27 protein-coding genes and 4 tRNA genes are annotated in these 25,067 nt (G+C 61.5%); 8 read left to right on the top strand and 23 right to left on the bottom strand.

Annotated elements, in window-relative coordinates; genetic code table 11:
* Positions 1–2: 2 nt before the first annotated feature.
* The 4 genes from NE547_RS02715 to NE547_RS02700 all read right to left on the bottom strand — a co-directional run bounded on the left by NE547_RS02715 (position 3) and on the right by NE547_RS02700 (position 4,079).
* Positions 3–911, bottom strand: coding sequence for a branched-chain amino acid ABC transporter permease (locus tag NE547_RS02715; protein ID WP_186906795.1), 909 nt, complete (start codon positions 909–911; stop codon positions 3–5).
* Between the two features lie 246 nt (positions 912–1,157).
* Positions 1,158–2,429, bottom strand: a complete 1,272-nt coding sequence (locus NE547_RS02710; protein WP_186906822.1) for an ABC transporter substrate-binding protein — start codon at positions 2,427–2,429, stop codon at positions 1,158–1,160.
* 134 nt (positions 2,430–2,563) lie between these two features.
* On the bottom strand, positions 2,564–3,286 hold the full coding sequence (gene ymfI, locus NE547_RS02705; RefSeq protein ID WP_186906794.1) for an elongation factor P 5-aminopentanone reductase: 723 nt from the start codon (positions 3,284–3,286) through the stop codon (positions 2,564–2,566).
* Positions 3,287–3,290: 4 nt separating this feature from the next.
* Positions 3,291–4,079 carry an alpha/beta hydrolase gene (locus NE547_RS02700; RefSeq protein WP_256174675.1) on the bottom strand — a complete coding sequence of 263 codons (789 nt, stop codon included), beginning with the start codon at positions 4,077–4,079 and terminating at the stop codon, positions 3,291–3,293.
* Between the two features lie 139 nt (positions 4,080–4,218).
* Between NE547_RS02700 and NE547_RS02695 the strand changes: the two genes are divergently transcribed.
* A tRNA-Val gene (locus NE547_RS02695) sits at positions 4,219–4,294 on the top strand.
* Between the two features lie 305 nt (positions 4,295–4,599).
* On the opposite strand, the gene NE547_RS02690 is transcribed toward NE547_RS02695, so the two are convergent.
* The 5 genes from NE547_RS02690 to NE547_RS02670 form a co-directional block, all read right to left on the bottom strand.
* Positions 4,600–4,675 (bottom strand) — tRNA-Val (locus NE547_RS02690).
* A gap of 5 nt (positions 4,676–4,680) precedes the next feature.
* Positions 4,681–4,755 (bottom strand) — tRNA-Glu (locus NE547_RS02685).
* 73 nt (positions 4,756–4,828) lie between these two features.
* Positions 4,829–4,905 (bottom strand) — tRNA-Met (locus NE547_RS02680).
* A 77-nt stretch (positions 4,906–4,982) separates the two neighbouring features.
* Positions 4,983–5,678 carry a VanR-ABDEGLN family response regulator transcription factor gene (vanR, locus tag NE547_RS02675; protein WP_186906792.1) on the bottom strand — a complete coding sequence of 232 codons (696 nt, stop codon included), beginning with the start codon at positions 5,676–5,678 and terminating at the stop codon, positions 4,983–4,985.
* Between the two features lie 208 nt (positions 5,679–5,886).
* A complete protein-coding gene (locus NE547_RS02670) occupies positions 5,887–6,078 on the bottom strand; it encodes a hypothetical protein (protein ID WP_186906791.1) in 192 nt (63 codons plus the stop codon).
* Positions 6,079–6,294: 216 nt separating this feature from the next.
* Here NE547_RS02670 and NE547_RS02665 point away from each other — a divergent pair, with 216 nt between their 5' ends.
* Both NE547_RS02665 and NE547_RS02660 read left to right on the top strand, forming a co-directional pair.
* On the top strand, positions 6,295–6,645 hold the full coding sequence (locus tag NE547_RS02665) for an Asp23/Gls24 family envelope stress response protein (protein WP_186906790.1): 351 nt from the start codon (positions 6,295–6,297) through the stop codon (positions 6,643–6,645).
* A 35-nt stretch (positions 6,646–6,680) separates the two neighbouring features.
* Entirely contained in the window at positions 6,681–8,354 is a 1,674-nt protein-coding gene (locus NE547_RS02660) for a DAK2 domain-containing protein (RefSeq protein ID WP_256174674.1), read from the top strand.
* Positions 8,355–8,474: 120 nt separating this feature from the next.
* Here NE547_RS02660 and NE547_RS02655 read toward each other — a convergent pair whose 3' ends face one another.
* From NE547_RS02655 to NE547_RS02605, 11 genes are all read right to left on the bottom strand, one after another.
* Positions 8,475–9,197, bottom strand: a complete 723-nt coding sequence (locus NE547_RS02655) for an amino acid ABC transporter ATP-binding protein (RefSeq protein WP_186906788.1) — start codon at positions 9,195–9,197, stop codon at positions 8,475–8,477.
* Positions 9,184–9,915, bottom strand: coding sequence for an amino acid ABC transporter permease (locus NE547_RS02650; protein ID WP_186906787.1), 732 nt, complete (start codon positions 9,913–9,915; stop codon positions 9,184–9,186). The genes NE547_RS02655 and NE547_RS02650 overlap by 14 nt, the downstream gene beginning before the upstream one ends.
* A 96-nt stretch (positions 9,916–10,011) precedes the next feature.
* Positions 10,012–10,863 carry a transporter substrate-binding domain-containing protein gene (locus NE547_RS02645; protein WP_256174673.1) on the bottom strand — a complete coding sequence of 284 codons (852 nt, stop codon included), beginning with the start codon at positions 10,861–10,863 and terminating at the stop codon, positions 10,012–10,014.
* A 167-nt stretch (positions 10,864–11,030) separates the two neighbouring features.
* Complete coding sequence (locus tag NE547_RS02640; RefSeq protein WP_186906785.1) at positions 11,031–12,779, bottom strand: peptide ABC transporter substrate-binding protein; 1,749 nt, start codon at positions 12,777–12,779, stop codon at positions 11,031–11,033.
* A gap of 441 nt (positions 12,780–13,220) precedes the next feature.
* Positions 13,221–14,291 carry an ABC transporter ATP-binding protein gene (locus NE547_RS02635; RefSeq protein WP_256174672.1) on the bottom strand — a complete coding sequence of 357 codons (1,071 nt, stop codon included), beginning with the start codon at positions 14,289–14,291 and terminating at the stop codon, positions 13,221–13,223.
* The gene (locus NE547_RS02630) at positions 14,284–15,324 is read right to left on the bottom strand and encodes an ABC transporter ATP-binding protein (protein ID WP_186906783.1); all 1,041 of its coding nucleotides are present in this window, start codon (positions 15,322–15,324) and stop codon (positions 14,284–14,286) included. The genes NE547_RS02635 and NE547_RS02630 overlap by 8 nt, the downstream gene beginning before the upstream one ends.
* Positions 15,325–15,343: 19 nt before the next feature.
* On the bottom strand, positions 15,344–16,687 hold the full coding sequence (locus NE547_RS02625; protein ID WP_256174671.1) for an ABC transporter permease: 1,344 nt from the start codon (positions 16,685–16,687) through the stop codon (positions 15,344–15,346).
* Between the two features lie 3 nt (positions 16,688–16,690).
* Positions 16,691–17,632 carry an ABC transporter permease gene (locus tag NE547_RS02620; protein WP_186906781.1) on the bottom strand — a complete coding sequence of 314 codons (942 nt, stop codon included), beginning with the start codon at positions 17,630–17,632 and terminating at the stop codon, positions 16,691–16,693.
* Positions 17,633–18,142: 510 nt separating this feature from the next.
* On the bottom strand, positions 18,143–19,021 hold the full coding sequence (locus NE547_RS02615) for a GNAT family N-acetyltransferase (protein ID WP_256174670.1): 879 nt from the start codon (positions 19,019–19,021) through the stop codon (positions 18,143–18,145).
* A 32-nt stretch (positions 19,022–19,053) separates the two neighbouring features.
* Positions 19,054–19,974, bottom strand: coding sequence for a DUF2156 domain-containing protein (locus NE547_RS02610; RefSeq protein ID WP_256174669.1), 921 nt, complete (start codon positions 19,972–19,974; stop codon positions 19,054–19,056).
* A gap of 82 nt (positions 19,975–20,056) precedes the next feature.
* Entirely contained in the window at positions 20,057–20,422 is a 366-nt protein-coding gene (locus NE547_RS02605) for an MGMT family protein (RefSeq protein WP_256174668.1), read from the bottom strand.
* Positions 20,423–20,557: 135 nt separating this feature from the next.
* Here NE547_RS02605 and NE547_RS02600 point away from each other — a divergent pair, with 135 nt between their 5' ends.
* Together NE547_RS02600 and NE547_RS02595 are read left to right on the top strand one after the other, a co-directional pair.
* Positions 20,558–20,929, top strand: a complete 372-nt coding sequence (locus tag NE547_RS02600; protein ID WP_186906778.1) for a YegP family protein — start codon at positions 20,558–20,560, stop codon at positions 20,927–20,929.
* A 12-nt stretch (positions 20,930–20,941) separates the two neighbouring features.
* Positions 20,942–21,160, top strand: coding sequence for a hypothetical protein (locus NE547_RS02595; protein ID WP_186906777.1), 219 nt, complete (start codon positions 20,942–20,944; stop codon positions 21,158–21,160).
* 51 nt (positions 21,161–21,211) lie between these two features.
* Here NE547_RS02595 and NE547_RS02590 read toward each other — a convergent pair whose 3' ends face one another.
* The 3 genes from NE547_RS02590 to NE547_RS02580 form a co-directional block, all read right to left on the bottom strand.
* Complete coding sequence (locus tag NE547_RS02590) at positions 21,212–21,427, bottom strand: PspC domain-containing protein (RefSeq protein ID WP_186906776.1); 216 nt, start codon at positions 21,425–21,427, stop codon at positions 21,212–21,214.
* Between the two features lie 83 nt (positions 21,428–21,510).
* Positions 21,511–22,698 (bottom strand): DEAD/DEAH box helicase, encoded by a 1,188-nt coding sequence (locus tag NE547_RS02585; protein WP_186906768.1) that lies wholly within the window; start codon positions 22,696–22,698, stop codon positions 21,511–21,513.
* A 285-nt stretch (positions 22,699–22,983) separates the two neighbouring features.
* Positions 22,984–23,805 carry a putative RNA methyltransferase gene (locus NE547_RS02580; protein WP_186906767.1) on the bottom strand — a complete coding sequence of 274 codons (822 nt, stop codon included), beginning with the start codon at positions 23,803–23,805 and terminating at the stop codon, positions 22,984–22,986.
* A 283-nt stretch (positions 23,806–24,088) separates the two neighbouring features.
* On the opposite strand from NE547_RS02580, the gene rplU reads away from it, so the two are divergent.
* From rplU to rpmA, 3 genes are read left to right on the top strand one after another with little or no spacing between them, the layout of a single operon-like run.
* Positions 24,089–24,400: a 50S ribosomal protein L21 gene (gene rplU, locus NE547_RS02575; RefSeq protein ID WP_256174667.1), complete on the top strand. Its 312-nt coding sequence runs from the start codon at positions 24,089–24,091 to the stop codon at positions 24,398–24,400.
* Positions 24,400–24,732 (top strand): ribosomal-processing cysteine protease Prp, encoded by a 333-nt coding sequence (locus NE547_RS02570; protein ID WP_186906765.1) that lies wholly within the window; start codon positions 24,400–24,402, stop codon positions 24,730–24,732. Before rplU ends, NE547_RS02570 begins: the two co-directional genes overlap by 1 nt.
* Positions 24,733–24,775: 43 nt before the next feature.
* Positions 24,776–25,060, top strand: a complete 285-nt coding sequence (rpmA, locus tag NE547_RS02565; protein ID WP_186906764.1) for a 50S ribosomal protein L27 — start codon at positions 24,776–24,778, stop codon at positions 25,058–25,060.
* Positions 25,061–25,067: the final 7 nt, after the last annotated feature.

Here is a 25,067-nt window from a genome sequence, read left to right as displayed (position 1 = left end):
CCTCAAACTTTCTCGCGGACCAGCTTGCCAAGCAGGCCGGCAGGCTTCACCAGCAGGACGACGATGAGCACGGCAAAGACGATGGCGTCGGAGAGCTGGGTGGACAGGTATGCCTTGGCCAAAATCTCGATGACGCCCAGCAGGATGCCGCCCAGCAGCGCCCCCGGGATGGAGCCGATGCCGCCGAAAACGGCGGCGGTAAACGCCTTGATGCCGGGCATGGAGCCGGTGGTGGGCTGGAGGGTGGGATAGGAGGAGCACAGCAGCACGCCCGCGATGGCCGCCAGGCAGGAGCCGATGGCAAAGGTCATGGAAATGGTGGTGTTCACGTTGATCCCCATCAGCTGTGCCGCCGCCTTGTCCTCGGAGCAGGCCCGCATGGCCTTGCCCATCTTGCTTTTGCTGGTAAACAGGGTCAGGGCGATCATGATGACGATACAGGCCGCGATGGTCACGATGGAGGCATAGGAGAGGTTCAGCTGCCCTTCAAACAGGCTGATGCCGGTCTTGACGGCCCCGGTCTCCCGGTCGGTAACGGTAAAAAAGGTGGGGAAGATCTTCGGGTTGGAGGTCCAGAGCAGCTGCGCGGCATTCTGGAGGAAGTAGCTCATACCGATGGCGGTGATGAGCACGGCCAGGGAGGTGGCCTGCCGGAGCGGCTTGTAGGCCAGCCGCTCGATCACCACGCCCAGGGCGGTGCAGACCGCCATGGCCAGGAGTACGCCCAGGATGGGGGGCAGTCCGAAGCTGGAGCTGGCAAAGAAGCAGACGTAAGCTCCGACCATAATCACGTCCCCGTGGGCAAAATTGAGCATCTTGGCAATGCCGTACACCATGGTGTACCCCAGGGCGATGATGGCGTAGACGCTGCCCAGGCTGATCCCGTTGATCAGATGGTTCAGGAAGGTCATAACACACACCTCGTAATTCTCTCTCGGGTCCGAGTCCGGACCGGCGGACCGCGCCGCTCGTCCAAACAGGACCGCAACTTCTCTGTCGTCCTGAGCGAAGGGGAGGAAGCGCTTCCTCCCCTTCGCTCGGGACGACACGGCGGGACAAAAACAGAAGTAAGAGGGCTGCCGTTTCGGGCAGCCCTCTCGGAACTTCCGTAAGGGCGGGATAAATACCGCTGTTCTGTATGGCAGCTGTGTCCGGGCTTAGTCCATGCCCACGTAAGCGCCGTTGGCAATGACCATGCCCTTGGGGCTCTTGGAGACCGCGCCGGTCTCATCCCAGGTCATCCCCTCGCCGGTCAGGCCGTCAAAGGAGAACTCAGGGGAGGTGAACTGGGCGATCAGCAGGTCGCACAGCTCACTGGCGCTCATATCGGAGGTAGCGCCGGCATTGGTCAGGGCCTGATAAATGGCATAGACGCAGTCGTAGGCGTCGGCGGCAAACTGGTTGGGAATATCGCCGTACTTCTCCTGATACTTGGTCACAAAACTCCGGGTAGCGTCATCTTCGGCGTCGGCGTTGAAGGGGGTCAGCAGCATAACGCCTTCCGCCAGGGCGGTGTCGAAGCCGTCCAGCGTCAGGATGCCGTCCATGCCGTCCACGCCGAAGAACGTGGGCGCATACCCCACAGCCTTGGCCTGGGCCAGGATCAGCGAGGCGGGCGTGTAGTACATCGGCAGGAAGATCAGGTCGGCGCCGTTGGTCTTGGCGTCGGCAATCTGGACGGAGAAGTCGGTCTGGCTGTCCTCGGTAAAGGTGGTGGTGGACACGATCTCCAGGCCCAGCTCGGCGGCCTTGGCGACAAAGCTGTTGTAGATGCCGGTGGAGTACACGTCGTCGTTCTTGTAGATGACGGCGATCTTCTCGCCCAGCGTCTTATCCGAAATGTACTGCGCGGAAGCGGAGCCCTGGTTGGGGTCCATGAAGCACATCTGGAACGCGTTGTCCTTCCGGGGGATGTTCACGGTGCCGGTCAGAGGATCGGCCACGCCGCCCAGCACGTCGGTGGAAGAGGCGGAAGGCGTCAGCAGGAAGATGTGGTCGGCGTTGCTCTCGGAAGAGGTGGCCACGCAGGGGGTGGATGTAACGGAGCCCAGGAAGATCTGCAGGCCCCAGTCCTTCAGGGTGTTATAGGCGTTGCCCGCCTTCTCGGCGTCGTGGGCGTCGTCCTCATAGCGCAGGTCGAACCGGATGTCGCCGTTCAGGGCGTTGATCTCCTCTACGGCGATCTCGGCGCCCTGCTTGGCCGCGTTGCCGTAGATGGCCGCGCCGCCCGTCAGGGGGCCGGTGCCGCCCAGCTTGAACGCGGACGTGCTGCCGCCGGCGGGGGCGGTGCTTTCGGGCGCGCCGGTCTCGGGGCTGGTGGTCTCAGGCGCGGGGGAACTGGCGGTGCCGCCGCTGCCGCCGCAGCCGGCCAGCAGGGAGAAGCAAAGGGCACCCGCCATGGCAAGAGACAGGATGCGGGATTTCTTCATCATTCATTACCTCCTTTAAGGTTGTTGACAATTATATCTTCCCACAGCAAAATTGTCAACCGCTAAAATGCACAATGGCCGTCCAATACGGACAGCCATTGTGGGAGATATCGACAATTTTAAAACGCGCCGGTCTAAATTACCAGCCCGCCGTTCGGCGCCAGCACCTGTCCGGTAATGAACCGGGCGGCGTCAGAGGCCAGAAAACAGACCGACTGCGCCACGTCCTCCGGCGTGCCGATGGTCCCCAGCGGGGTCTCCTCCGCCAGCGCCGCCAGCGTCCCGGCATCCAGGCGGGCGTTCATTTCGGTATCAATGACCCCCGGGGCCACGCAGTTGACCGTGATGCCCGAGGGGCCCAGCTCCTTGGCCAGAGCCTTTGTCAGGCCGATGACCGCCGCCTTGGAAGCGGAATAGGCCGCCTCGCAGGAGCCCCCCACCTGCCCCCACATGGAGGATACCGTCACGATGCGCCCCGCCTTCCGGTGGATGAAGTGGGGAAGCACGGCCCGGATGCTGTGGAAGACCCCATCCACATTTACGGCGAACATCCGCCGCCAGTCGGCGTCAGTCAAATCGCCAAACAGTTTCTGCTGGGAGATTCCGGCATTGCATACCAGAATGTCAAGTTGACAAAATTTATCTAACACATTGTCAACCATATCTTGTACCTGGACCGGGTCGGCCACGTCGGCCTGAAGGGCCAGTCCCCCGACCTGGGCCGCCAGAGCCTCTGCCTGGCCCCGGGAGCCGCGGTAGTTTATGACCACCCGGCACCCGTCCGCGGCAAAGCGCCGGACACAGGCCGCGCCGATGCCGCGACTGCCGCCGGTAATAAGAACGACCTTTTGTCCCATTTTGTTATCGTCCTTTCAGCCAGTCCACGCACAGGGGATGCCATGCAGCTGCGTGGGCATTGCAGTGATCCTCGTCCCGGGCGCTCTCCTGGTCGGCCAGCCCCATGGCATGCGGCCCGTCCGCAAAGAGATGCAGCTCAAAGGGCACCTCCGCCGCCCGCAGCGCGCGGGCATAATCCAGCGTATTTTCCACCGGGACGGTCGCATCCCGCACAGTGGCCCACAAAAAGACGGGCGGGTGGCCCGGCCGGACCTGCCGGTCCAGCCGCAGCGCCTCCGGCGCTCCGATCTCCTCCAGCAGCGCCGCCAGGTGGACCACCGGATAGCCCAAAACCGCCGCGTCAGGCCGCACCTGATCCGGCGTCAGGCCCAGCGCCGCTCCGATCGCCGGATCCTCCCAACGGCCCGACAGATATCCCGCCAGATGTCCGCCTGCCGAAAAACCGCATACAGCCACCCGGTCGGCACGAAAGCCGTACTCCGCCGCATGCGAGCGAAGGAAGGCCACCGCTGCGGCCGTCTCCAGCAGAGGCTGGGGCCAGCGTCTGGGCAGCACACTGTAATCCAATACAAAGGCTTGGATCCCCGCCGCCAAGAAGGCCAGCGCCACGGGCTCGGACTCCGCGGGCGCCAGGCGCCGGTAGGCCCCGCCCGGGAGGATAAGCACCGCCCAGCGCTTGCCGTCATCGGCCAACAGGCCGGTGTGTTCCCGGCAATAGGCCCGCAGCCGGACTCCTTCCCCCGCCGTCAGCCCCGGATGCAGCTCTGCGGGGCCAAATTCCCGGTACAGCATATCTCCCGCTCCTTTTTCTCCGTTCGCCAGCTTTCTCCCTTTGCTCCAGTATAGCAGTTTCCTTCACTCTTTAAAAGAGGAATTCGGAAAAAAGTATTGACAAGTCGTCCTGTTGCGGATATAATAATCTTCGCTGTCTGGACGATTAGCTCAGCTGGTAGAGCATCCGCTTGACGTGCGGGAGGTCACAGGTTCAAGTCCTGTATCGTCCACCAGATCAAAGCTCTGGAACCATATGGGTTCCAGAGCTTTTTGCAAATGCTGTTCAAGCAGGGCAGGGCCGCAGAGGACGGGATGGGATCCCGTCCTCTGCAGCCCTGCCTCATCCCACAATTTCAGCCGGATTTCGAGGGGCTTCCTCCAGATCTTGCAGCCTTTGAAGCGGTCCTCATCCATTCCACCGGCGCCGATCCTGTCGCGGCGCAGGCGTGTGGGCGGCACGGCTCTGCCCTGTGCTATCCCATGGAACCGCGGCAGGCGCGTAAAAAAAGAAGACACGCTTCCAGCGTGTCTTCTTTTTTGGTGGAGACGACAGAACTCGAATCTGTGACCCCTTGCGTGTGAAGCAAGTGCTCTACCGGCTGAGCTACGCCTCCATATTTGGTGACCCGTACGAGACTCGAACTCGTGTTACCGCCGTGAAAGGGCGGTGTCTTAACCACTTGACCAACGGGCCATGTTGCCCAAGCGGGCCGGGGTCCCTTCCCGAAGGAAAGTCCCAAAAGACGGCACGTGCCGTCTTTTGGGTCTGGTAGCGGCACCTGGATTTGAACCGGGGACACTGCGGGTATGAACCGCATGCTCTAGCCAACTGAGCTATGCCGCCTTGTCAGGCCCTGCCACACAGGGCAAGAGTTAGTATACCCGATTTGTCCCGGCTTGTCAATCTTTTTTTACGGAAAATCAGTCGATTTTATACCCCACGCCCCATACCGTTTTGATGAACCGGGGATTCCGGCTGGGCTCGCCCATTTTCTCCCGCAAACGGCGGATGTGTACCATAACGGTATTGTTCCGGTCCAGATACTTTTCTCCCCATACCGTCTCAAACAGGCGCTCGGCGGAGATGACCTGTCCCCGGTTTTCACACAGCATCCATAGGATGTCAAACTCAATGGGCGTCAGATTCAGCTCCCGGTCGTAGAGCTGGCACTCATGCGTGCCCCGATTGATGACCAGGCCGTTGAAATCGATCAGGTCCCGGCTCTCGGAGGACTTGTCCGCCTCGTTATAGCGGGTATAGCGCCGCAGCTGCGCCTTCACCCGGGCCACCAATTCCAGGGGATTGAAGGGTTTGGTGATGTAGTCGTCCGCGCCGATGGTCAGCCCTGTGATCTTGTCCATATCATCCACCTTGGCGGTGAGCATAAGCACCGGAAAGTGGTGCTCCTTGCGGATCTCCCCGCACAGGGTAAAGCCGCTGATATCGGGCAGCATCACGTCCAGAATGGCCAGATCCAGCCGCTCGCGGGCCACGCAGGCCAGCGCTTCGGTGCCCGTGCCGCATTTGAAGACGGTGCACCCCTCGCTTTTCAGGTAGACCTCCACCAGATCGGCGATCTCCGGCTCGTCGTCTACAACCAGGATATTGGCATCCATGGCACGCTCCCCTTTCAGCGGTATTCCAGTGTGCCGCGGCAACTCTGCAAAGCGGTTGCTTCAGCCGGCGTACTTTGCCATCAGTGCTATTATAACCAATCTGCCGCAGGCAGGTCAAGCCAGGCGCATCATTGTAAGAAAAACATCAGGAACGGGCGCGAAAAAGAGCCGGGCCCGCGTTCGCAGGCCCGGCTGACCGGTTTTCGCCTTACTCGTCCCAATCGGCGTAGTCGTCCGTCTCGTCATGGCAGCAACAGAGCTTCTTCTCTGCCAACAGCCCCTTCACACGGTCGACGAAATCGACGATCTTATCCCAATAGAGAACCACAGTGTAGGCCAGAGCGGCCAGGATGGTGAGAATGGTGAAAAATTTCACCACACCGCAAAAAAACTTTTTCATCGTGCAGGCAGCCTCCTTACCGTTTTTGCTGCTGATCCATTGCTATCCACAGTTTACACGTTTCTTTCCCAAAATACAAGTGCGCCGCCCTACTTTCTTGAAACTTTTTTCCCTTGTAATTTGCATGAAAATAGAATACAATATAGAAACGAATGAAAAGAAATCGGCCGTCTTCGCGGCGGCCTGCTTGCATTTTCCCAGAAAGGACGGGATTCCATGAAGCTGCAAACTGAAAAGGGCGAGATTACCATCAGCAGCGAGGTGTTTACCCACATCACCGGCGCGGCGGCGACCAACTGCTACGGCGTCAAGGGGATGGCGATCCGCTCCGCAACCGACGGGCTGGTCCACCTGCTGCGGCGGGAGTCCATGGCCAAGGGCGTCAAGGTGACCTATAACGACGATGCCACCGTCTCCATTGAGCTGCACATCATCGTGGACAACGGCGTCAATCTGATGGCGGTCAGCCGCTCCATCATGAGCGAGGTGCGCTATATCGTCAGCCGTACCACCGGCGCCGAGGTGCGCAACGTAGACGTGTGCATCGACTCCATGGTCATCGGCTGACCCCTGGTCCGCCATCGAAAGGAAGGAACACAGACATGAGAGAGTGTATTGACGGAGCGTCGTTTGCTCAGGCGATCATCCACGCGGCGGCCTCCATCAATCTACAAAAGCAGCAGATCAACGAGCTCAACGTCTTCCCCGTGCCCGACGGGGATACCGGCACCAATATGAGCCTGACCATCTCCACCGCTGCTGCCGAACTGCGCAAAAAGCACCCCAAGACGGTGTCAGACGCCGCCGCCGCCAACGCCTCCGCTCTGCTGCGGGGCGCCCGGGGCAATTCCGGCGTCATCCTCTCCCTGCTTTTCCGGGGGTTTGCCAAGGCCGTGAAGGACAAGGACGTCATCGACGGCCGCGAGCTGGCCATTGCCCTGGACTTTGGCGTGGCCGCCGCCTACAAGGCGGTGATGAAGCCCGCCGAGGGCACGATCCTTACCGTCTCCCGCCTGGCCGCCGCCCGGGCGGCTGACGCCGCGCGGGCCACGCCCAACGACCCGGAGGCCGTGCTGGAAGCCGCCATCGCGGAGGGCCAGCTCGCCCTGGAGAACACCATCAACCAAAACCCCGTACTGAAAAAGGCAGGGGTCGTAGACGCCGGCGGCAAGGGGTTTCTGGTCATTCTTCAGGGGATGCTGGACTCGATGCGCGGCCTGCCCCTGCCTGAGGAGAGCGGGGACCACGCCAAGCCCGAGCAGAAGACCGACTACGCCGCCATTGCCGCCGAGGAGATCACCTTTACCTTCGACACGGTATTCATCGTCCGCAAAACCACCCGGAAAAGCCTGGAAGCCTTCCAGGCCTATCTCAACAGCATTGGCGACAGCCTGGTCATCGGCGAGGACGACGATGCGTTCAAGGTGCATGTCCATACCGACATCCCCGGCGCCGCCCTCACGGAGGCCCAGAAGTACGGTACCCTGGAGCTGGCCAAGATCGAGAACATGCGCACCCAGGCGGAGGATCTGGCCGCCGGCCGGCACATTCAGAGCACCGACGACCTGGAGGAGGCCGATCATTCCCACGCAGGCCGGAACGTCGCCCCGCCGGAAAAGCGATACGGCGTGGTGGCCGTCGCGGCGGGCGCAGGCCTGGCGGAGGTCTTCCGGGATCTGGGCGCCGACGGCGTCATCAGCGGCGGTCAGACCATGAACCCCTCCACGGAAGATATCATGCGGGAGATCGACCGCACTCCGGCTGAAATCGTCTACGTACTGCCCAACAACAAGAACATCATCATGGCCGCCGAGCAGTGCATCCCTCTGGCCGAGGGCAAGCGGGTGGTGGTGCTGCCTACCAAGACGGTGCCTCAGGGCATTTCCGCTCTGATGGTGATGGACCCGGAGGGTTCCGAGGAGGACAATACCGCCGCCATGACCGAGGCGCTGGGCCGCGTCCACACCAGTGAGATCACCTATGCCGCCCGGGACTCTGATTTCGACGGTTTTGCCATCCAGCGGGGCGACTATCTGGCCCTCACCGAGCATCAGCTCTTCGGCACCGACCGGAAGCTGGATAAGCTCCTGCGCCGTTTGGCGGAGGCCGAGCCCCAGCAGAATGCGGAATTTATCAACATCTTTTATGGGGAGGACGTGTCGGAAAAGGACGCCCAGAAGTCGCTGAAGCTTTTCACCGACGCCTGTCCCAATGCGGAGATCACCCTGCTGTCCGGCGGGCAGCCCGTTTACTACTATATGATCTCCGCGGAATGAGCCGTTGAGACCGGAGCGCGTCTGCAAAGCCGCCCCGGGCGCGGCCCAATCCGGCAAACACACAAAAGGACCGGTTTCCCACCAGCCTGCAAGCTGGTGGGAAACCGGTCCTTTTGCCGTTCACAGTACCTTGGACAGGAACTCTTTCGTCCGCTCCTCCCTGGGGTTGGCGAAAAAGGCCTGCGGCTCGTTCTGTTCCAAAATCTTACCGCCGTCCATAAAGAGGACCCGGGTGCCCACCTCTCGGGCGAAGCCCATCTCATGGGTGACCACCACCATCGTCATGCCCTCCCGGGCCAGCTCCTTCATGACCTCCAGCACCTCGCCCACCATTTCGGGGTCCAGGGCGGAAGTGGGCTCGTCAAAGAGCATCAGCTTCGGCTTCATGGCCAAGGCACGGACAATGGCGATCCGCTGCTTCTGCCCACCGGAAAGCTGGGCCGGGTAGGAATCCGCCCGGTCCGCCAGCCCCACGCGCTCCAGCAGCTTGACCGCCTCCGCATCGGCTTCTCCCTGCTTCATAAGGCCGGTGCGCACCGGCGCCAGGGTAATGTTTCTGCGGATGGTCATATTGGGAAAGAGATTGAAGTGCTGGAACACCATCCCCATCTGGCGGCGCACCTTGTCGATCTCCGTCTTAGGGTCGGTGATCTCGGTGCCGCCGAAGGTGATCGTACCGGCAGAGGGCGTCTCCAGCAGGTTGAGGCAGCGCAGGAACGTGGATTTGCCCGAGCCGGAAGGCCCGATGACCACCACCTTTTCCCCGGGGGAGATGTGCTCGCTGATATCGTCCAGCACCAGGTGGCTGCCGAAGGATTTGGACAGGTGTTTAACGTCGATCACTTTGACGCAGCCTCCTTTCCAGCTTGCCCTGAAGCCAGGTCAGGACCATCACGACCACCAGATACATCACGGCGATGCCCACGTAGGGGAACATGTACTCATAGGTCTTGGCGCCCACCGCCTCGGCAAAGTAGACCAGCTCCGTACCGCCGATGGCCGAGACCAGGGAGGTGTCCTTAAACAGCGTGATCAGCTCGTTGCCCAGGGCGGGCAGGATGTTCTTGAAGGCCTGAGGAATCACAATAAAACGCATGGTGTCCAGGTAGTTGAGGCCCAGGGAGCGGCCCGCCTCGGTCTGTCCCATGTCCACGCTCATCAGTCCGCCGCGGACGATCTCGGCCACGTAGGCCCCCGAGTTGATGCCAAGGCCCAGGATCCCAACCATGGTATGGTTGCGGCTGGTCTTAAAAATGACGAAGCCCCAGATGAGCAGCTGGACCATCATGGGCGTGCCCCGGATGATGGTGGTATACACCTTGCACACACCGTTTAAAATACCCAGCACCACGTTCCGGTGGCCCAGCCGCTGCTGGTCGTGGGCGGTACGGACGACGGCCACTACCACGCCCAGCACAATACCGATGACAAGGGCGGCGATGGTGAGCTGCAGCGTGACCCCCATGCCCTTGAGATACAGCTTCCAGCGCTCCCCTTCGAGGAAGGCCCGGTGGAAGCCCACACTGAACCAGTCAAGGAACTCTATCAGCCGAGTACCCATAGGCTCTCTCCTTTCTTTGCCTCAACCGTTGGGGCGGACAGCGAGAAAGGCGGCTCCCGGAACGCAGCCCGGGAGTCGCCGCCTCAATGTTCACCCTTATTTCGTGGTAATATACTTGTCCACGATCTTCTGGAAGGTGCCGTCGGCCTTCAGCTCGGCCATAGCGTTGTTCACGGCCTCCAGCAGGGCGGTGTTGCCCTTCTTCATGCCGATGGCGTAATCCTCGGTGACCCACTCGCCATCCAGGATGGTCAGGCCCTCATTGGCGGCCACATAGGCCTTGGCAGGCTCATTGTCGATGATGACACAGTCCACCTGGCCGTTCTTCAGGGCCTCTACGGCCAGAGCGCCGGTCTCATAGGCGATGACGTGGTCCTCGCCGTAGCCGCCCTTCTCAGGAGTATCCGACGCATAGATGTAGCCGGTGGTGGCCTTCTGGCAACCGATCATCTTCTCACCCAGGTTGTCCATGGTCACATCGGAGCCCTCCTTGACGATGACCACCTGCACGCCCGTGGCGTAGCTGTCGGAGAACTCCATGACGGCCGCGCGCTCCTCGGTGACGGTCACGCCGGCCATGACGATGTCGCTCTGGCCATTCTGCGCGGCCAGCAGGGCGGCGTCAAAGCCCATGTCGTCCACGACCAGCTCCAGCCCCAGCTTTTCGGCGATCGCGGCAGCCACCTCCACGTCGATGCCCTCGAAGGTGCCGTCGTCCTTCACCATCTCATAGGGAGGGAAGGCGGCGTTGGTAGACATGTGGAGCTTGCCCGCTTCCACGGTGACCAGGCCGTCGGCGGGGGTCGTTTCCGGAGCCGTGGTCTCGGGCGCGGCGGTCTCAGGGGCCGGGGTGGCGGCGGTGCCGGAACCGCCGGAGCAGGCGGCCAGCAGGCTGACGGACATGGCCAGTGCCAGGCCAAGGACAGCAATCTTCTTAAACTGCTTCATTTTCATTCTCTCCTATTCATGGTATCCACAGATGTAATAGCCTCATTCCGGTTTGGATGTTTCTTATTATACACCATATTCAGATAAATGCAATATTTATTCATTCGTCAAAGCTGACAAAAAACAAAGGGCGGAGCCGGTCGGCTCCGCCCTTTTGCTGTTGCGTTTTAGGCGTTGGGCTGGGCGTAGGTAAAGAAGAAGTAGCCCAGGGGGGTGTAGTACATGCCGTTGATACGGTCGGAGATCATGTACTTCTGGGTGTAGAAGTACAGGGGGTTAAGGGCCCAGTCCTGGCCGATGATGATGTCCTCGGCGTCATGCATGGCCTGCATGCGCTCGGCAGGATCGGTGGTGGACTTGGCGGCCTGGATCAGCGCGTCGTACTCGGGGTTGACGTACTGAGCGTCGTTGTTGCCGCCGCCGGTGAGCCACATATCCAGGAAGGACATGGGATCGTTGTAGTCGGCGATCCAGCCGTTGCGGGCGATGGAGTAGTCGCCGTCCTTACGGGTCTGCAGGAACACGGCCCACTCCTGGTTGTTCAGCGTCACGGTCACGCCCAGCTCGGTCTCCCACATGTACTGCAGGGCCTCAGCCACGGCCTTGTGGGCGTCGGAGGTGTTGTACAGGTACTCGACCACCGGGAAGCCCTCGCCGTTGGGATAGCCGGCCTCGGCCAGCAGCTGGCGGGCCAGCTCGCAGTTGGCCTCGTAGTCGGCGTCGGTGGGCGCGTAGTAATCGCCGCCGTTGGTGCGGAAGTCCGCGCCGGAAGCGCCCTCGGCGTCATACACGCCCGCGGGCACGAAGCCGCCGGCCTCGACCTGGCCGGACTGGGTCACCTGGTTGACGATGTAGGTGCGGTCAACGGCCAGAGTGAAGGCCTGGCGGACCTTGGGATTGTCGAAGGGGGCCTTCTGGGTCTGGTAGCAGACATAGTAGGTGCCGATGTAGTCCACGATCTTCAGGTCGCCGGAGGCGATCAGGCCGGCGATTTCAGCCTGAGGCACATCCTCGATGAAGTCCAGCTCGCCGGAGTTGAAGCCGGACAGCATGGCGTTCTGGTCGTCCATCAGCTTAAAGGTGATCTTGTCGGGGCCCAGGTTGGCCACGTCATAGTAATACTGGTTGGGCTCCATGATGATCTCGGAGTTGTGGTTCCAGGCGGTCATGGTGTAGGGGCCGTTGGACAGGTAGGTAGCGGTATCGAAGGTCCACTGGTCGCCGGCGGCCTCGATCATGTCCTGACGCACGGGGAAGGTGGCGGGGAAGGCGCAGATCTCGGTAAAGTAGGGCAGATCGTTCACCAGCGTCACCACGAAGGTGTGCTCGTCGGGGGCGGAAACGCCCAGCTCGGAGGGCTCCTTCTCGCCGGCCATGATCTCATTGGCGTTCACGACGCAGTCGATCATGTAGTTGTAGTCAGCGGCGGTCTCGGGGGTGACCAGGCGCTGCCAGGAGTACACAAAGTCCTGGGCGGTGACGGGCTGGCCGTCCGACCACATGGCGTCGTCACGCAGCGTAAAGGTGTAGGTGACGGTGCCGTCGGCGTTCTCAGCCTTCTCATAGCTGGCGGCCTGGCCATAGGTCAGCGCGGCATTGTTGGCCGTACCGTCGGAGCCGTTGGCCTCCACGCCGGAGTCCTCCCACTTCATCAGGCCCTCGAACATGTGGCCCAGCATGATGGCGCCGTCCACGGCGGAGTTCAGGGCGGGGTCGATGGACTGGGGCTCGGACGCGATGTTCAGAGTGATCTCATACGCGCCGTCGGAAGGAGCGGTGGTTTCGGGAGCGGTGGTCTCCGGAGCAGTGCTCTCCGGCGCGGTGGTCTCCGCAGTCCCGCCGCCGCCGCAGCCGGCCAGCAGAGAAACCACAAAGATCACGGACAGAAGCAGAGACAGGAGCTTCGTCTTTTTCATTATATGGACCTCCATTTTTCATTTTTGTATCATTTCGCCTTACGGCGCGATACACAATGGGTTTCTTTGCGCCCGCGGAATGCGGGCGCAAAAAGGCCATGGCCTTTTTGGAACAAACCGATTATATCATAGAGCTCAGCGGAGTGTAAAGCAATTGTTTCAAATTTGTTACATAAATTTGAACAAAAATCCAGATCCTTTTCCTGCCGCCTGCGCCGGGCGTGGCCTTCCGTGCGCTCCTTACCCCGGCAGATGGCACGCGGCCCAATGGCCGGGCGCATATGCCCCCCGCGGGGCCGCGCCCCGCGGGGGCCCCGCCTTTACCGCGCTTCCTCGGGCGGAATCGATCCGCCCTGCGGCAAGGGTTTGGCCATGCGGCCAAACCGCTTGGACGCCGCCCACGCGGCGGGCCGGCCCTGCCGGCCGAAGAATATGCGCCCCTTACCCCAGCAGATGGCACGCGGCCCAATGGTCGGGCGCATATTCTTTGAACTCGGGGACCGCTTCCCTGCACTTTTCTGTGGCATAGGGACAGCGGGTGTGGAAGCGGCAGCCGGTAGGCGGATTCATGGGCGACGGGATATCGCCCTCCAGTACGATCCGCTGCCGGGAGCGGCTTACCTCCGGATCGGGCACAGGCACTGCGGACAGCAGCGTCTTGGTGTAGGGATGCATCGGGTTACGGTTGAGCTCGTAGCTCTCCGCCAGCTCCACCATTGTGCCCAGGTACATCACGCCGATGCGGTTGGAGATATGCCGCACCACGCTCAGGTCGTGGGCAATGAACAGATAGGTCAGCCCCATCTCCTGCTGCATATCCTCCAGCATGTTCACCACCTGCGACTGGATGGACACGTCCAGCGCCGAGATGGGCTCGTCACACACGATAAACTCCGGCTTCACCGCCAGGGCCCGGGCAATGCCCACCCGCTGCTGCTGGCCTCCGGAAAACTCATGGGGATAGCGGTTGGCGTGCTCGGTATTCAGTCCCACCTGCCCCAGCAGCTCCTTGATCCGTTCCGTGCGCTCCGCCTTGGAAGCGCACAGCTTGTGGATGTCCAGCGCCTCGCCGATGATCTCCCCCACCGTCATGCGGGGGTCCAGGGAGGCAGAGGGGTCCTGGAAGATGATCTGCATCTTCCGCCGGTAGGGCAGCATGTTCACCTGCTTGGGCCGGGGCACCTTGACCTGGACCAGCTCCTCCCGTTTCGTGGTGGAGCCGTCCTTCTCCCGGACCGGCACGCTCTTGCGCTGCCAGGGATCCTTCCCCTCGAAGATGGTCTGTCCGTCATAGACGATCCGGCCCGAGGTAGGCTCATGCAGCTGCAGGATGGTCCGGCCCAGCGTGGTCTTGCCGCAGCCGGACTCCCCCACCAGGCCCAGGGTCTCGCCCCGCCGGATGAACAGGGACACGTCCTCCACCGCCTGCACGCCGGGGCCCTTTAAACCCTTGACCCCAAAATACTTCTTCAGGTGATCGACCTGTACGAGGATGTCTTTTTGCTCACTCACGGCCGTCCACCTCCTTCTTCTCCCCCTTTTCCCGCTCCAGCTGCTCCTGTACCCGCAGCCAGCAGGCCGAGCGGTGCTGGTTGCCCAGCTCCACATAGGGCGGCATCTTCTGCAGGCAGATCTTCATGGCGTGCTCGCACCGGGGCGCGAAGGGGCAGCCCTCGGGCGGGTTGAGCATGTCCACGGGAGTGCCCTCAATGGGGATCAGCCGCTCGTAGCTCTCCGCGTCCACCCGCGGCATGGAGCGCAGCAGTCCCATCGTGTAGGGGTGGCCGGGCTGATAGAAGATATCGTCCACCGGCCCCTGCTCCACCATCTTCCCCGCGTACATGACCGACACCTTGTCGCAGATCTCCGCCACCACGCCCAGGTTGTGGGTAATAAAGATGATGCCCATATGGGTCTTCTTCTGCAGGTCCTTCATCAGTTCCAGGATCTGGGCCTGGATGGTCACGTCCAGCGCCGTGGTCGGCTCGTCCGCGATCAGCAGCTGAGGGTGGCAGATCAGCCCCATGGCGATCATCACCCGCTGCCGCATACCGCCGGAAAGCTCATGGGGGTACTGCTTCATTCGCTTTTCCACGTTGTTGATGCCCACCAGCTCCAGCATCTCCATGGCCCGCTTGGCCGCCGCCTCCTTGGAGACGCCCTTGTCGTGGGCCTTCAGGGCCTCGATCAGCTGGTTGCCGATGGTGTATACGGGGTTGAGGCAGGTCATGGGGTTCTGGAAGATCATGGCCACCTTGCTGCCGCGGAAGGCGATCATCTCCTCCTTGCTCTTGGCCAGCACGTCCTCCCCCTCAAAGGTGATGGACCCCCCGATGACCTTGCCCGGGGACTGCAGCAGCCCGATGATGGAGTAGGCTTCCACGCTCTTGCCGGAGCCGGACTCTCCCACGATGCCCATGACCTCGCCGTAATTCAGATCATAGCTGATGCCGCCCACGGCCTTGACTTCGCCCGCGGGGGTGAAGAAGGAGACGTGCAGATCCTTGACTTCCAGCAGCTTGCCGTTCTTTTCCGTATGGTCCATAGGTTTGTCTCCTCCTTTCTTATTTCTTCAGCCGGGGGTCCAGCGCGTCCCGCAGACCGTCGCCGAACAGATTCAGGCACAGGATCAGCAGGCTCAGGATGGCCGCCGGGATAAACAGGCGATAGGGATAGGTGGTCAGACCGCTCAGGGCCTCGGAGCACATGGAGCCCAGGCTGGTCAGGGGCGCGGACACGCCCACGCCCACGAAGGACAGGAATGACTCCAGGAAGATGGCGGACGGGATCTGCAGGAACGTGGTGGTGACGATCTGGCCCACGCAGTTGGGCAGCAGGTGGCGCTTGATGATGCGCCCGCCCTTCGCCCCCAGCGCCCGGGCCGCCGTCACGTACTCCTGCTGCTTGAGCTGGAGGATCTGCCCGCGGATGATGCGGGACATGGTCACCCAGTACAACAGCCCGAAGGCGATGAACATGGCGATAATATTGGGACCCAGGATGGTCACCAGGTTCTGCAGCGGCCCGTTGCCGGAGTTCTGGAACTGTTCCAGCGCCGGCTTCAGCGTGGCCGAGAGCAGCAGGATGATCAGCATCTCCGGTATGGAGTAGATCAGCTCCACGATCCGCTGCATGACCGTGTCCACCATGCCGCCGCAGTAGCCGGAGATGGAGCCGTACAGCGCGCCGATCACCAGCACCAGCAGGGCCGCGCACACGCCTACGATAATGGACACCCGGGCGCCCACCATCACACGCACCATGATGTCACGCCCCTGCTCGTCGGTGCCGAACACGTGGGGGAACACGTCCTCCCCGGCGGCCTTGCGCTGCAGTTCCTGCATCGAGTAGCCGAACGGCTTGGACTGGATGCCCAGCGCCTTCACGGCGTCGGCCTGGGTGACCTCCTCGGCGGTCTGCCCCTGGCTCACATTGGCCTGAGCGCGGATCTTGGCCTCCTCCACACGGGAGAGGGTCTTGCCCGCCGCCGCCGCTTCCGCGCGGGCCTTCTCCACCGCCTCGTCCGGGGTCAGCTTGCCCGCGCCGTTGTGCTCCTCCAGGTAATCGCTGATCCGCTTCTGGTCTTCCAGGCTGTAGTGCCACGGATGCAGCGACTCGGAGCCGCGCACCTGCTGCTTGTAGGTGTACGGAACCACCATCGGGCCGATGAATGCAAACAGGGCGATGATCACCACGATGCACAAAGCCACCATGGCCACTGTGTTCTTCCGCAGCCGCCGCCAGGCGTCCGCCCAATAGGACACGCTCTTCCGGTCCTGAATAAAGTTCTCCCGCTCCTCGGTGGTTGCCGCCTCGAAGGCGTCGCCGGGCAGCTCGTTCCACGACAGGATGTCCTCGATATCCGGCTGGAGGGAGCTGAAGGTCTTTTTCCGCTTGTGTTCGGCCATCGGTCAGTTCCCTCCCTTCGAAAGATTGATCCGCGGGTCCACCAGTTTGTACGCCAGATCCACCAGCAGGTTCATCACGATGATGAACGCCGCCAGGAAGATGGTCGTCCCCATGATCACGGGGTAATCCCGGTTCTGGATGGACTGGATGAAATAGCGCCCCAGACCGGGGATGGAGAACACCTTCTCCACCACCAGCCCGCCGCACAGGGTAAAGGCGATCTGGGGGCCCAGGTAGGTGATGACCGGGATGAGGGCGTTGCGCAGGGCGTGCTTGAAAATAATCTTCTTGTTCTTCAGCCCCTTGGCCCGCGCCGTCTTGATGTACTCCTGGTTGATGGAGTCCAGCATGGCCGTCCGGGTCTGCCGGGACAGGTAGCACATGGGATAGAACCCAAGCGCCGCGCAGGGCAGCACATAGCTCTTCAGCGTCCCGTCAAAGATCGTCGGGAAAATCTTGAGCCCCTCGATCCCGCCGCACAGCGTATGCAGCAGGATCGTCGCCACCACGAAGCCCGGCATTGAGATGCCGATGGTGCACACCACCCGCAAAAGGCTGTCCACCCAAGTCCCCCGCTTATAGGCGGCCAGGCAGCCCAACGGCACCCCGACCACCACCGCCCAGCAGATGGCCACGATGCCCACCTTCGCCGAAACCGGGAACATCTCCAGGATGATGTCCAGGACCGGGCGGTTCTTCTGCATTTTGATCGACACCCCGAAGTCCCCCTGCAGCAGGTTCCCCAGGTACTTTCCCAGCTGCACGATCAGCGGCTGGTCCAGCCCATACTTCGCGTTCAGCGCGTCGATCGTCGCCTGGGACGGCGTCTTCTCCGACAGCCACGGGTTCCCCGGTATGGCGTTCATCAGGAAAAAGGTAATGCAGGCCACCACCAGCAGCGTCAACAGCGCCATCACTACTCGCTTCGCTGTGTATTTTGCCATTTCTTCACTTCCTATATCTGTTGCTTCAATTCATGATGCCCCATATTAGCGTTCGTTTATTTTATCTTAAAAGCCCTCCTGCGTCAAGGGATTCCCTCCGCCTTTTTGATGGAAATGACTCCTTTTCTTGCAAGTGTCCTCACGACACGAACATTTATCCTCGTATTTGTCCATAAATTATTTCGGAAAACAATTTTCTTTATTATGAAAAACTGTTTTTTGGTGTCTTTTTTCTTCATTTTTAAACTTGCAAGCGAATATAAAACCATCAAAGTTAAAAATTATTCATTTGCAGCCAAACCCGTCAAACTAACGTGCTGAAGCATCCGACCAGAAACGATGCAAAAAGCGGCGCACGGACTTGCCGTGCGCCGCTTTTGGGGACATATTCTGCAAAATTCGATGCTTCAGGCGCATGATACCGGCGTACGCCCGTTTTCTCCGGCGGGCCGGAGCGGTTCAACCGCGCCGCGCCCCACACAGGCAGCGCCCCTCCAGCCGGATGCCCTATCAGTCAAACCCGAGGCCCATATAGCCGTGCGCCGTCCGCTCCCACAGCGCCCGCTTTTCCCGGTCGTACCACTTGACCATTCCGAACGCCTGGTTGTAGCTGCCCGGCAGGCCCTCCCACCCGGCGGGGGTACGCACATGATACCGGTCGGCGGGCAGCCGCTCCGCCAGCCGGGCCACGGCCCGCGCCAGGTGCTGAGACGGGATCAGCAGCTCCTTGCACAATACGCTGTGCCGATCCACATACTCAGCCGCGGCGCAGCCCTCCACACCGTCCACCGTGATCTTATACAGCCCCCCGCCGCTCATACGGCTCATGCCCTGCTGGAACCGCAGCAGGCGCTGATCATAATGGACCGCGGCGGTATCCGAGAGCAGGGCGCGCCGCAGGCGGCCGTACTCCTGCGGCTCCGCCTCCGTCAGGCCGTCCTCCGCACGCGCCGGCCCCACCATATCCCGCAGCAGCTCCAGCTTCCGGGTGGAAAAGGCCGGGCAAAACGCCACAGTGGCAAAAAACTTATGCAGGCTGGGCTCGGCGGGGACTACGGTGACACAATCGCTCCCCCGGGAAGACAGGAATCCGTCCACATAGTGCAGCAGCTGCCGCCCATATCCCTTACCGCGCATGGAGGGATCGGTGGCCAGGGCATAGACATAGCGTCCCGACGCCTCCACGCCCCCGGGCAGGGACAGCGACACGGGCAGCAGCGCCAGCATGGAAGCCAGGCGTCCATCCTCCAGCAGCAGGAGCATATCCTCCTCCGGCATGCAGCAGTCATAAAACCAGTCGATCAAGCGGTCTTCGTCCCCGAAGGCCGTCTTCCAGAGCGCCTTCTGCGCCGGGATCTCCCCCGGCCTGGATGGGCGGATGTCCACCATCTGCCCCGCCTCCTTTCCAATGATCCGCCGGATCAGGTCTCCCTCTTCCACATCGCTGTGTGCTTTTCCACCATCTGGTCGGGGTAGTAGGATTCCTTTGCCTTGCGCAGCCCCTCCACCCCCATGTCGTCCTCCCGGTTGAGGTATCTCACATTGGGATGGCGTCCGCGCACCCAGCGGGCAAATTCACGGTTGATCATGGCGTAGGCTCCCTGAAGCTCTCCGTAGGCTTTCTCAAAGTGTACGTCGTAGGTGTCGCTGTTCAGCAGATCCCCCATGGTGAAGGCCACCACCTCGCCGTATACCCGGATCAGCCCTCCCTCCAGGCCCAGCGCCTGATAATGCTCCATGGCCTGCCGAAGGGCGACGCCCTCGTCCCCCAGGTCCCGTTCCTCCGCCTCTCCCTCCCGCGCGAGAGAGCGCCGGTACCACTCCTTGTCCATGGCCAGGCACTCGCCCAGGCTCTCGGGCGTGATCTCCTCATAGGTCCAGGAGGGATTGTTCTCCATAAAACGGTTGATATGGTTGCGCTTGGCATGCAGGCGCTTGCCGCCCAAATCGGCCAGGCGGTCGATCTCGTAGAGATAGTCGTATCCGTCCCGGTCGGCGGTGAAGGTAAACTGACCGGGAAAAAACTCCTCCAGCTCCGCCATTTGGCGCGGGGTAAGGCACACCAGCCGCAGGGGCTCGCCCCGCCCGGCCGCTTCCTCCTCCAGCTTCCGGATCACGCTCGCCAGATCGCCGCCTCCGGCGGGGAACATAAAGCTGCATCCCATCCGCCCGCAGACATGGGTCACCAGAAAATCGTCCACCCGGGCAATCTCCTGGTGGTACGCCCGGCTCCATACGAACAGGTTGGTAAAATTATAGTCGCAGCCCCGGTAGTCCGCCCGCCGCAGCAGCTCGTCGACCCAAGGCTTTTCCTCCAGGCGGGGAGGGTGAAAATCGATCATACAGGTTTCGTCTCCTTGTTTTCCCAGTGTACCGATATGTTATCACGCCCGCATCCATATGGCAAGCAAAACCGGCGCGCCGTCAACGCCTCCTACCTTTAATATAAGCAAGCGGCGGCAGGCCGCCTCCGTGTGCCGCGTCCCGCGCCTCAGCCTGTCCGTCCCACATGCTCCGCGTCCAGTCCACCCGGCCCTCCGCCGTAAACGCTACGCCCTCCGCCTCCAGCAGAGACCGCTGTACGCCCGGGCCGAACGCGCAGCTGGCGGAACCGTCGGCCCGGAGCACCCTGTGGCAGGGAACCCCCGGTTCCCTGCAGGCACGCAGGGCGTATCCCACCGCCCGGGCCGCCCGGGGCGAACCCAGCAGCAGGGCTATCTGCCCATAGCTGACGCATTTGCCCTGCGGAATCTGCCGCACCAGGCAGTATACGCGCTCATAAAAGTTCATATCCATCTTCTCCCGTGTCTCCGCGGCGGCCCCGCCGGCCTTCGCCCTTTTCCCCGTTTTTTCTTGCCTTTTATGTACTTTTGATGTATTCTGTTCCTGAATTCCGATGCTTTAACTTTGAAGGGAGGCAATATCATGGGTAAATTCGTCATTCGAAAGACCAGCACCGGCATCAAGTTCGACTTGAAGGCGGGCAACGGAGAAACCATCGCCACTTCAGAGGTCTATACCTCTGAGGATGCCTGCCGCAAGGGCATCGCCAGCGTTCAGAAGAACGCGCCCGCGGCGGCCGTGGAGGATCAGACCGTGGAGGGGTATCCCGCCGCAAAGCACCCCAAGTTCGAGGTCTACGCCGACAAAGCCGGGGAATTCCGGTTCCGTCTGAAAGCGGTCAACGGCCAAATCATCGCCGTCAGCGAGGGGTACAAGGCCATGGCCAGCTGCATGAACGGAATCGAATCCGTCAAGAAAAACGCCCCCGACGCCTCCATCGTGGAGCAGGCGTAAGGAGCGCGGCGTATGGATCTCAACGCTCAAATCCGTCAGCTGGCGGAATCCTTCGCTAAGGACAGCGCACTGCGGGCTCAGTTCCAGCAGAACCCAGCCAAAGCCGTGGAGAAGCTTTTGGGCGTGGATTTGCCGGATGATGCAATCCAACAGATCGTTCAAGGCGTGAAGGCCAAGCTCTCGGCCGGCAAACTTTCGGACACCGTCGATTCCCTAAAAAAACTCTTTTGACAAAAGGGACGCGTCCCCGAAACGGGGGGCGCGTCCCTTTTTGCGCACTCGCTAATAACCCGGATATACGTCGCTCTTCTTGGGCAGGAGCAGCGCGGCAATGAGATAGAGGACAACGCCGGTCACCACTACGGTGAGCAGGCTGAGCACCACCCAGATCAGCCGCACCAGGTTGGCGTCGATATTGAAGTATTCCGCGATACCGCCGCAGACGCCGAACAGCTTGGCTCCCTGCTCGATTCGATAGAGCTTTTTGGGTTCATTCATGTTGACCCCTCCTTGTCGTTCTGGGTACATGATACCACGCCGCTGTTAAAAAATCCTTCCGGAACCTTTAAAATTGGGTTAAATCATCTGCCGTTCTCTTCCACCAGCATCAGGCAGCCGTCCTTGTCGTACTTCAGCCGCTGCACTTCCGCGCGGGTATTGCGTACGATATCGTCCATACGGATGCCCTCGGTAATGGTGGCTACAAAGGTATAGGCCACGCCGTGTTTTTTGGCCCGGCCGGTGCGGCCGATGCGGTGCGTGTAATTCTCCAGTTCATCGGGCACGTCGTAGTTAAACACCGCGTCCACATCGTCGATATCCAGGCCCCGGGCCGCTACGTCGGTGGCCACCAGCACCTTCATTTCACCCTTTTTGAACTGCTCCAGCGTCTTCTCCCGGATGCGCTGCTGGATATCCCCATGAATCGCCTGGCAGGAAATCCCCCGCATTTGCAGCAGCCCCGCCAGCCGGTCGGTCATATTTTTGGTGTTGCAGAAGGCGATGGCCCGTTCATACCCGCCGTGGGTAATGAGTGCGGCCAGTGTATCCACCTTCTGTTCCCGGCCGTCCAGGTCGATGCGGTACTGCTGGATATCCGGCTTGGAGTCCTCCACGGGACGCACGGTGATCTCTACAGGGTCGCGCTGGTACACCCAGGAGATATCCATGACCTCCCGGGAGATGGTGGCGGAAAACATCCCCAGGTTGCGGCGATGCTTGATCTGGTCCAGGATGCGGGTCACATCCCGGACAAAGCCCATATCCAGCATCCGGTCCGCCTCGTCCAGCACCACGGTCTGCACCTTGTCCAGCTTCACCGTGCGCCGTTTCATATGGTCCATCAGGCGTCCCGGGGTGGCCACCACGATCTGTGGCCGCTTTTTCAGCGTAGTGATCTGTTTGTCGATGGGCGCGCCGCCGTACAGGCAGACCGTGCGCACCCCTTCCTTAAATTCACACAGGTCCCGCAGTTCCTCCTGGATCTGCACGGCCAGCTCCCGGGTCGGGGCCAGCACCAGGGCCTGCACATCCTCACCGGCGGGGTCGACGTGCTCCACCATGGGGATACCGAATGCAAAGGTCTTGCCAGTGCCCGTGGGGGCCTTGGCAATCACGTCCTTCCAATCCATAAAATAGGGGATCGCGCCCGCCTGCACAGGAGTGGCCTGGACATAGCCCTTCTTGTCGATTGCCTTCATGATCTCCGGGGAAAGGTCCAGCTGCGCGTAATTGACGATCTCGTTGACTTGCTCGCCGTTGATCTCCATTGGTACAAAATTCCCTTCTGTTTCAAATTGCCTGATTCAAGGTCCCCACAGGCATCGAAACGCTCTTTCGTACCCAAACGCCCGCCCCGTCCGGGGGACGCGACCTCAAATCAACGGAAGCGCCGGCGCGCCCCCAGGTGGGAAGGCTGTGGAAGCACTCCGCGCCTCCGGAACCGATTGATTATATCATACTGCTTCTCTATTTGCAAACAGCAGGCTGATCTGGTATACTGATCAAATTTTGTATCCCCGGAAGCGGGGCTGTGACGGACGCCGCCCGGATGCCTATCCTTCCCGCCGAAACACATGAATGCGGAACGAAGCGCGCATCTTCAGCCCGTCCAGCGCCGCCAGGCGCTGCGCGCCCGCTCTGGGCGTTTTCCAATAGTACGGCGTCATCCGGAACAGATCCTGCAGCGCCGCCCCCTCCACCGCCAGATCCGCCTCCACCGGTACGATGCGCTCATAGGAAAAGCCCTCGTAAGGGATTGCCTGTTCCGGATTGGGATAGGGCCGTTCATAGAGCACCTGCTTGAGCTGCCAGAGATGCTCCGGCCCCGGCACCACGTACAGGTAAACGCCTCCCGGCTTCAACACCCGGCGGAATTCGTCCAGCGCCAGGGGGGAAAAGCAGTTGAGCAGCAGGTCGATCTGCCGCCGGCCCACCGGCAGGCGGTAGACCGAGGCCACGGCAAATTCCCCATGGGGCAGGCGTTTGGCCGCCAGACGCACCGACGGCTTGGACAGATCCACGCCCGCCAGCCGGCTCTCCCGCCCCGCCACGGCCAGCGCGCCGAACAGCCCTGCGGTATAATAGCCCTCCCCGCAGCCCGCGTCCAGCACCGCCGCCCCCGCTCCGGCGTGCTCCAGGGCCAGCGCGCACAGGGCCTTCCGCAGGGGCGCGTAGTAGTCCGCCGATAAAAAGCGGCTGCGGGCGGCCGCCATCTCTTTGTCGTCCCCCGGATCTCTGGCGTGCTTTTGGTTGGCGGGCAGCAGGTGGACGTATCCTTCCCTGGCCCGGTCATAGCTGTGGCCGTTGGGGCAGGTATAGCTCCGCTCCCCCCGCTCCAGGGGCGCGCGGCAGATGGGACAGCAGAACAGGCTCATGGTCGTCGCTCCTTCCGCAGCGTCGTCCGGGCCGCCGAAACGGCGCCTTTGCCGCTGGTTCGAATCTGCGCGGCAGAACCGCGGGAAGAGACCGCTCTTAATTCCCTTCCATACCCACGATTATAACACGGATCTTCCGGGAAATCGCACTTGACTTTCTCCGTTTGGGCTGATATACTATCAAAGCCGCTTTGAATGGGTCAGCAAGTGAAAAAGCGCCGCGTCACTGCCGCGCTTCGTTCCACCCCCGACAGCGAGCCCGTAATGAAGGAGTTGAAACTACATGCATGCGATCATTGAGACCGGCGGCAAGCAGTACAAGGTGGCGGAGGGCGATACCCTTTTCATCGAGAAGCTGCCTGCGGAGGCCGGCGACGCCGTGACCTTCAGCAAGGTCCTGGCCGTCATTGACGGCGACACGCTCACCGTTGGCACTCCCGTGGTGGAGGGTGCCAAGGTGGACGCCAGCGTCGTGAAGAACGGCAGGGGCAAGAAAGTCATCGTCTTCAAGTACAAGCCGAAGAAGGGTTACCGCCGCAAGCAGGGCCATCGTCAGCCCTATACCAAGGTGACCATCGGCAAGATCTCCGTCTGATGACCACCGTTTCCTTCCGCACGGAGGGGGAGCGCATCACCGGCTTCACCGTGGCGGGCCACAGCGGCTGCGCCGAAGCGGGGGAGGATCTGCTCTGCGCGGCAGTCACCAGCGCCGTCCGTCTTACCGAGTGCGCCGTCAACGACGTGTTGGGCCTGGGCGCGGCGGTGAAGGTGAAGGAAAAGGACGCGTCCATCTCTCTCAAGCTCCCCGGCGCCCTGGGGCAGACCAACGAGGCCACCTGTCAGGCTTTGATGACGGCCCTGATGGTCTACTTTACCACGCTGCACGAGGAGTATCCGGACAATATCATCGTGGTGGAGGAGGAATAACTCCCCACGCAACTGCTACACACGTGTTTGGAGGTGTAACACAATGCTGAAAATCGGTCTTCAGTTCTTCGCCCACAAGAAGGGCGTCGGCTCCACCCGCAACGGCCGCGATTCCGAGGCCAAGCGCCTGGGCGTGAAGCGGGGCGACGGCCAGTACGTTCTGGCCGGCAACATTCTGGTCCGCCAGCGGGGCACCCACATCCACCCCGGCGTGAACGTGGGCAAGGGCAGCGACGACACCCTGTTCGCCCTCAAGAGCGGCAAGGTCAAGTTCGAGCGCCTGGGCAAGGACCGCAAGCAGGTCTCCATCGTGGAGATCGCCCAGTAAAAATGGG

This window comes from Flavonifractor sp. DFI.6.63, from assembly GCF_024462255.1.
GTDB classification, from domain to species: Bacteria; Bacillota; Clostridia; order Oscillospirales; family Oscillospiraceae; genus Lawsonibacter_A; species Lawsonibacter_A hominis.
This window is presented reverse-complemented; position numbering and strand designations above follow the sequence as displayed.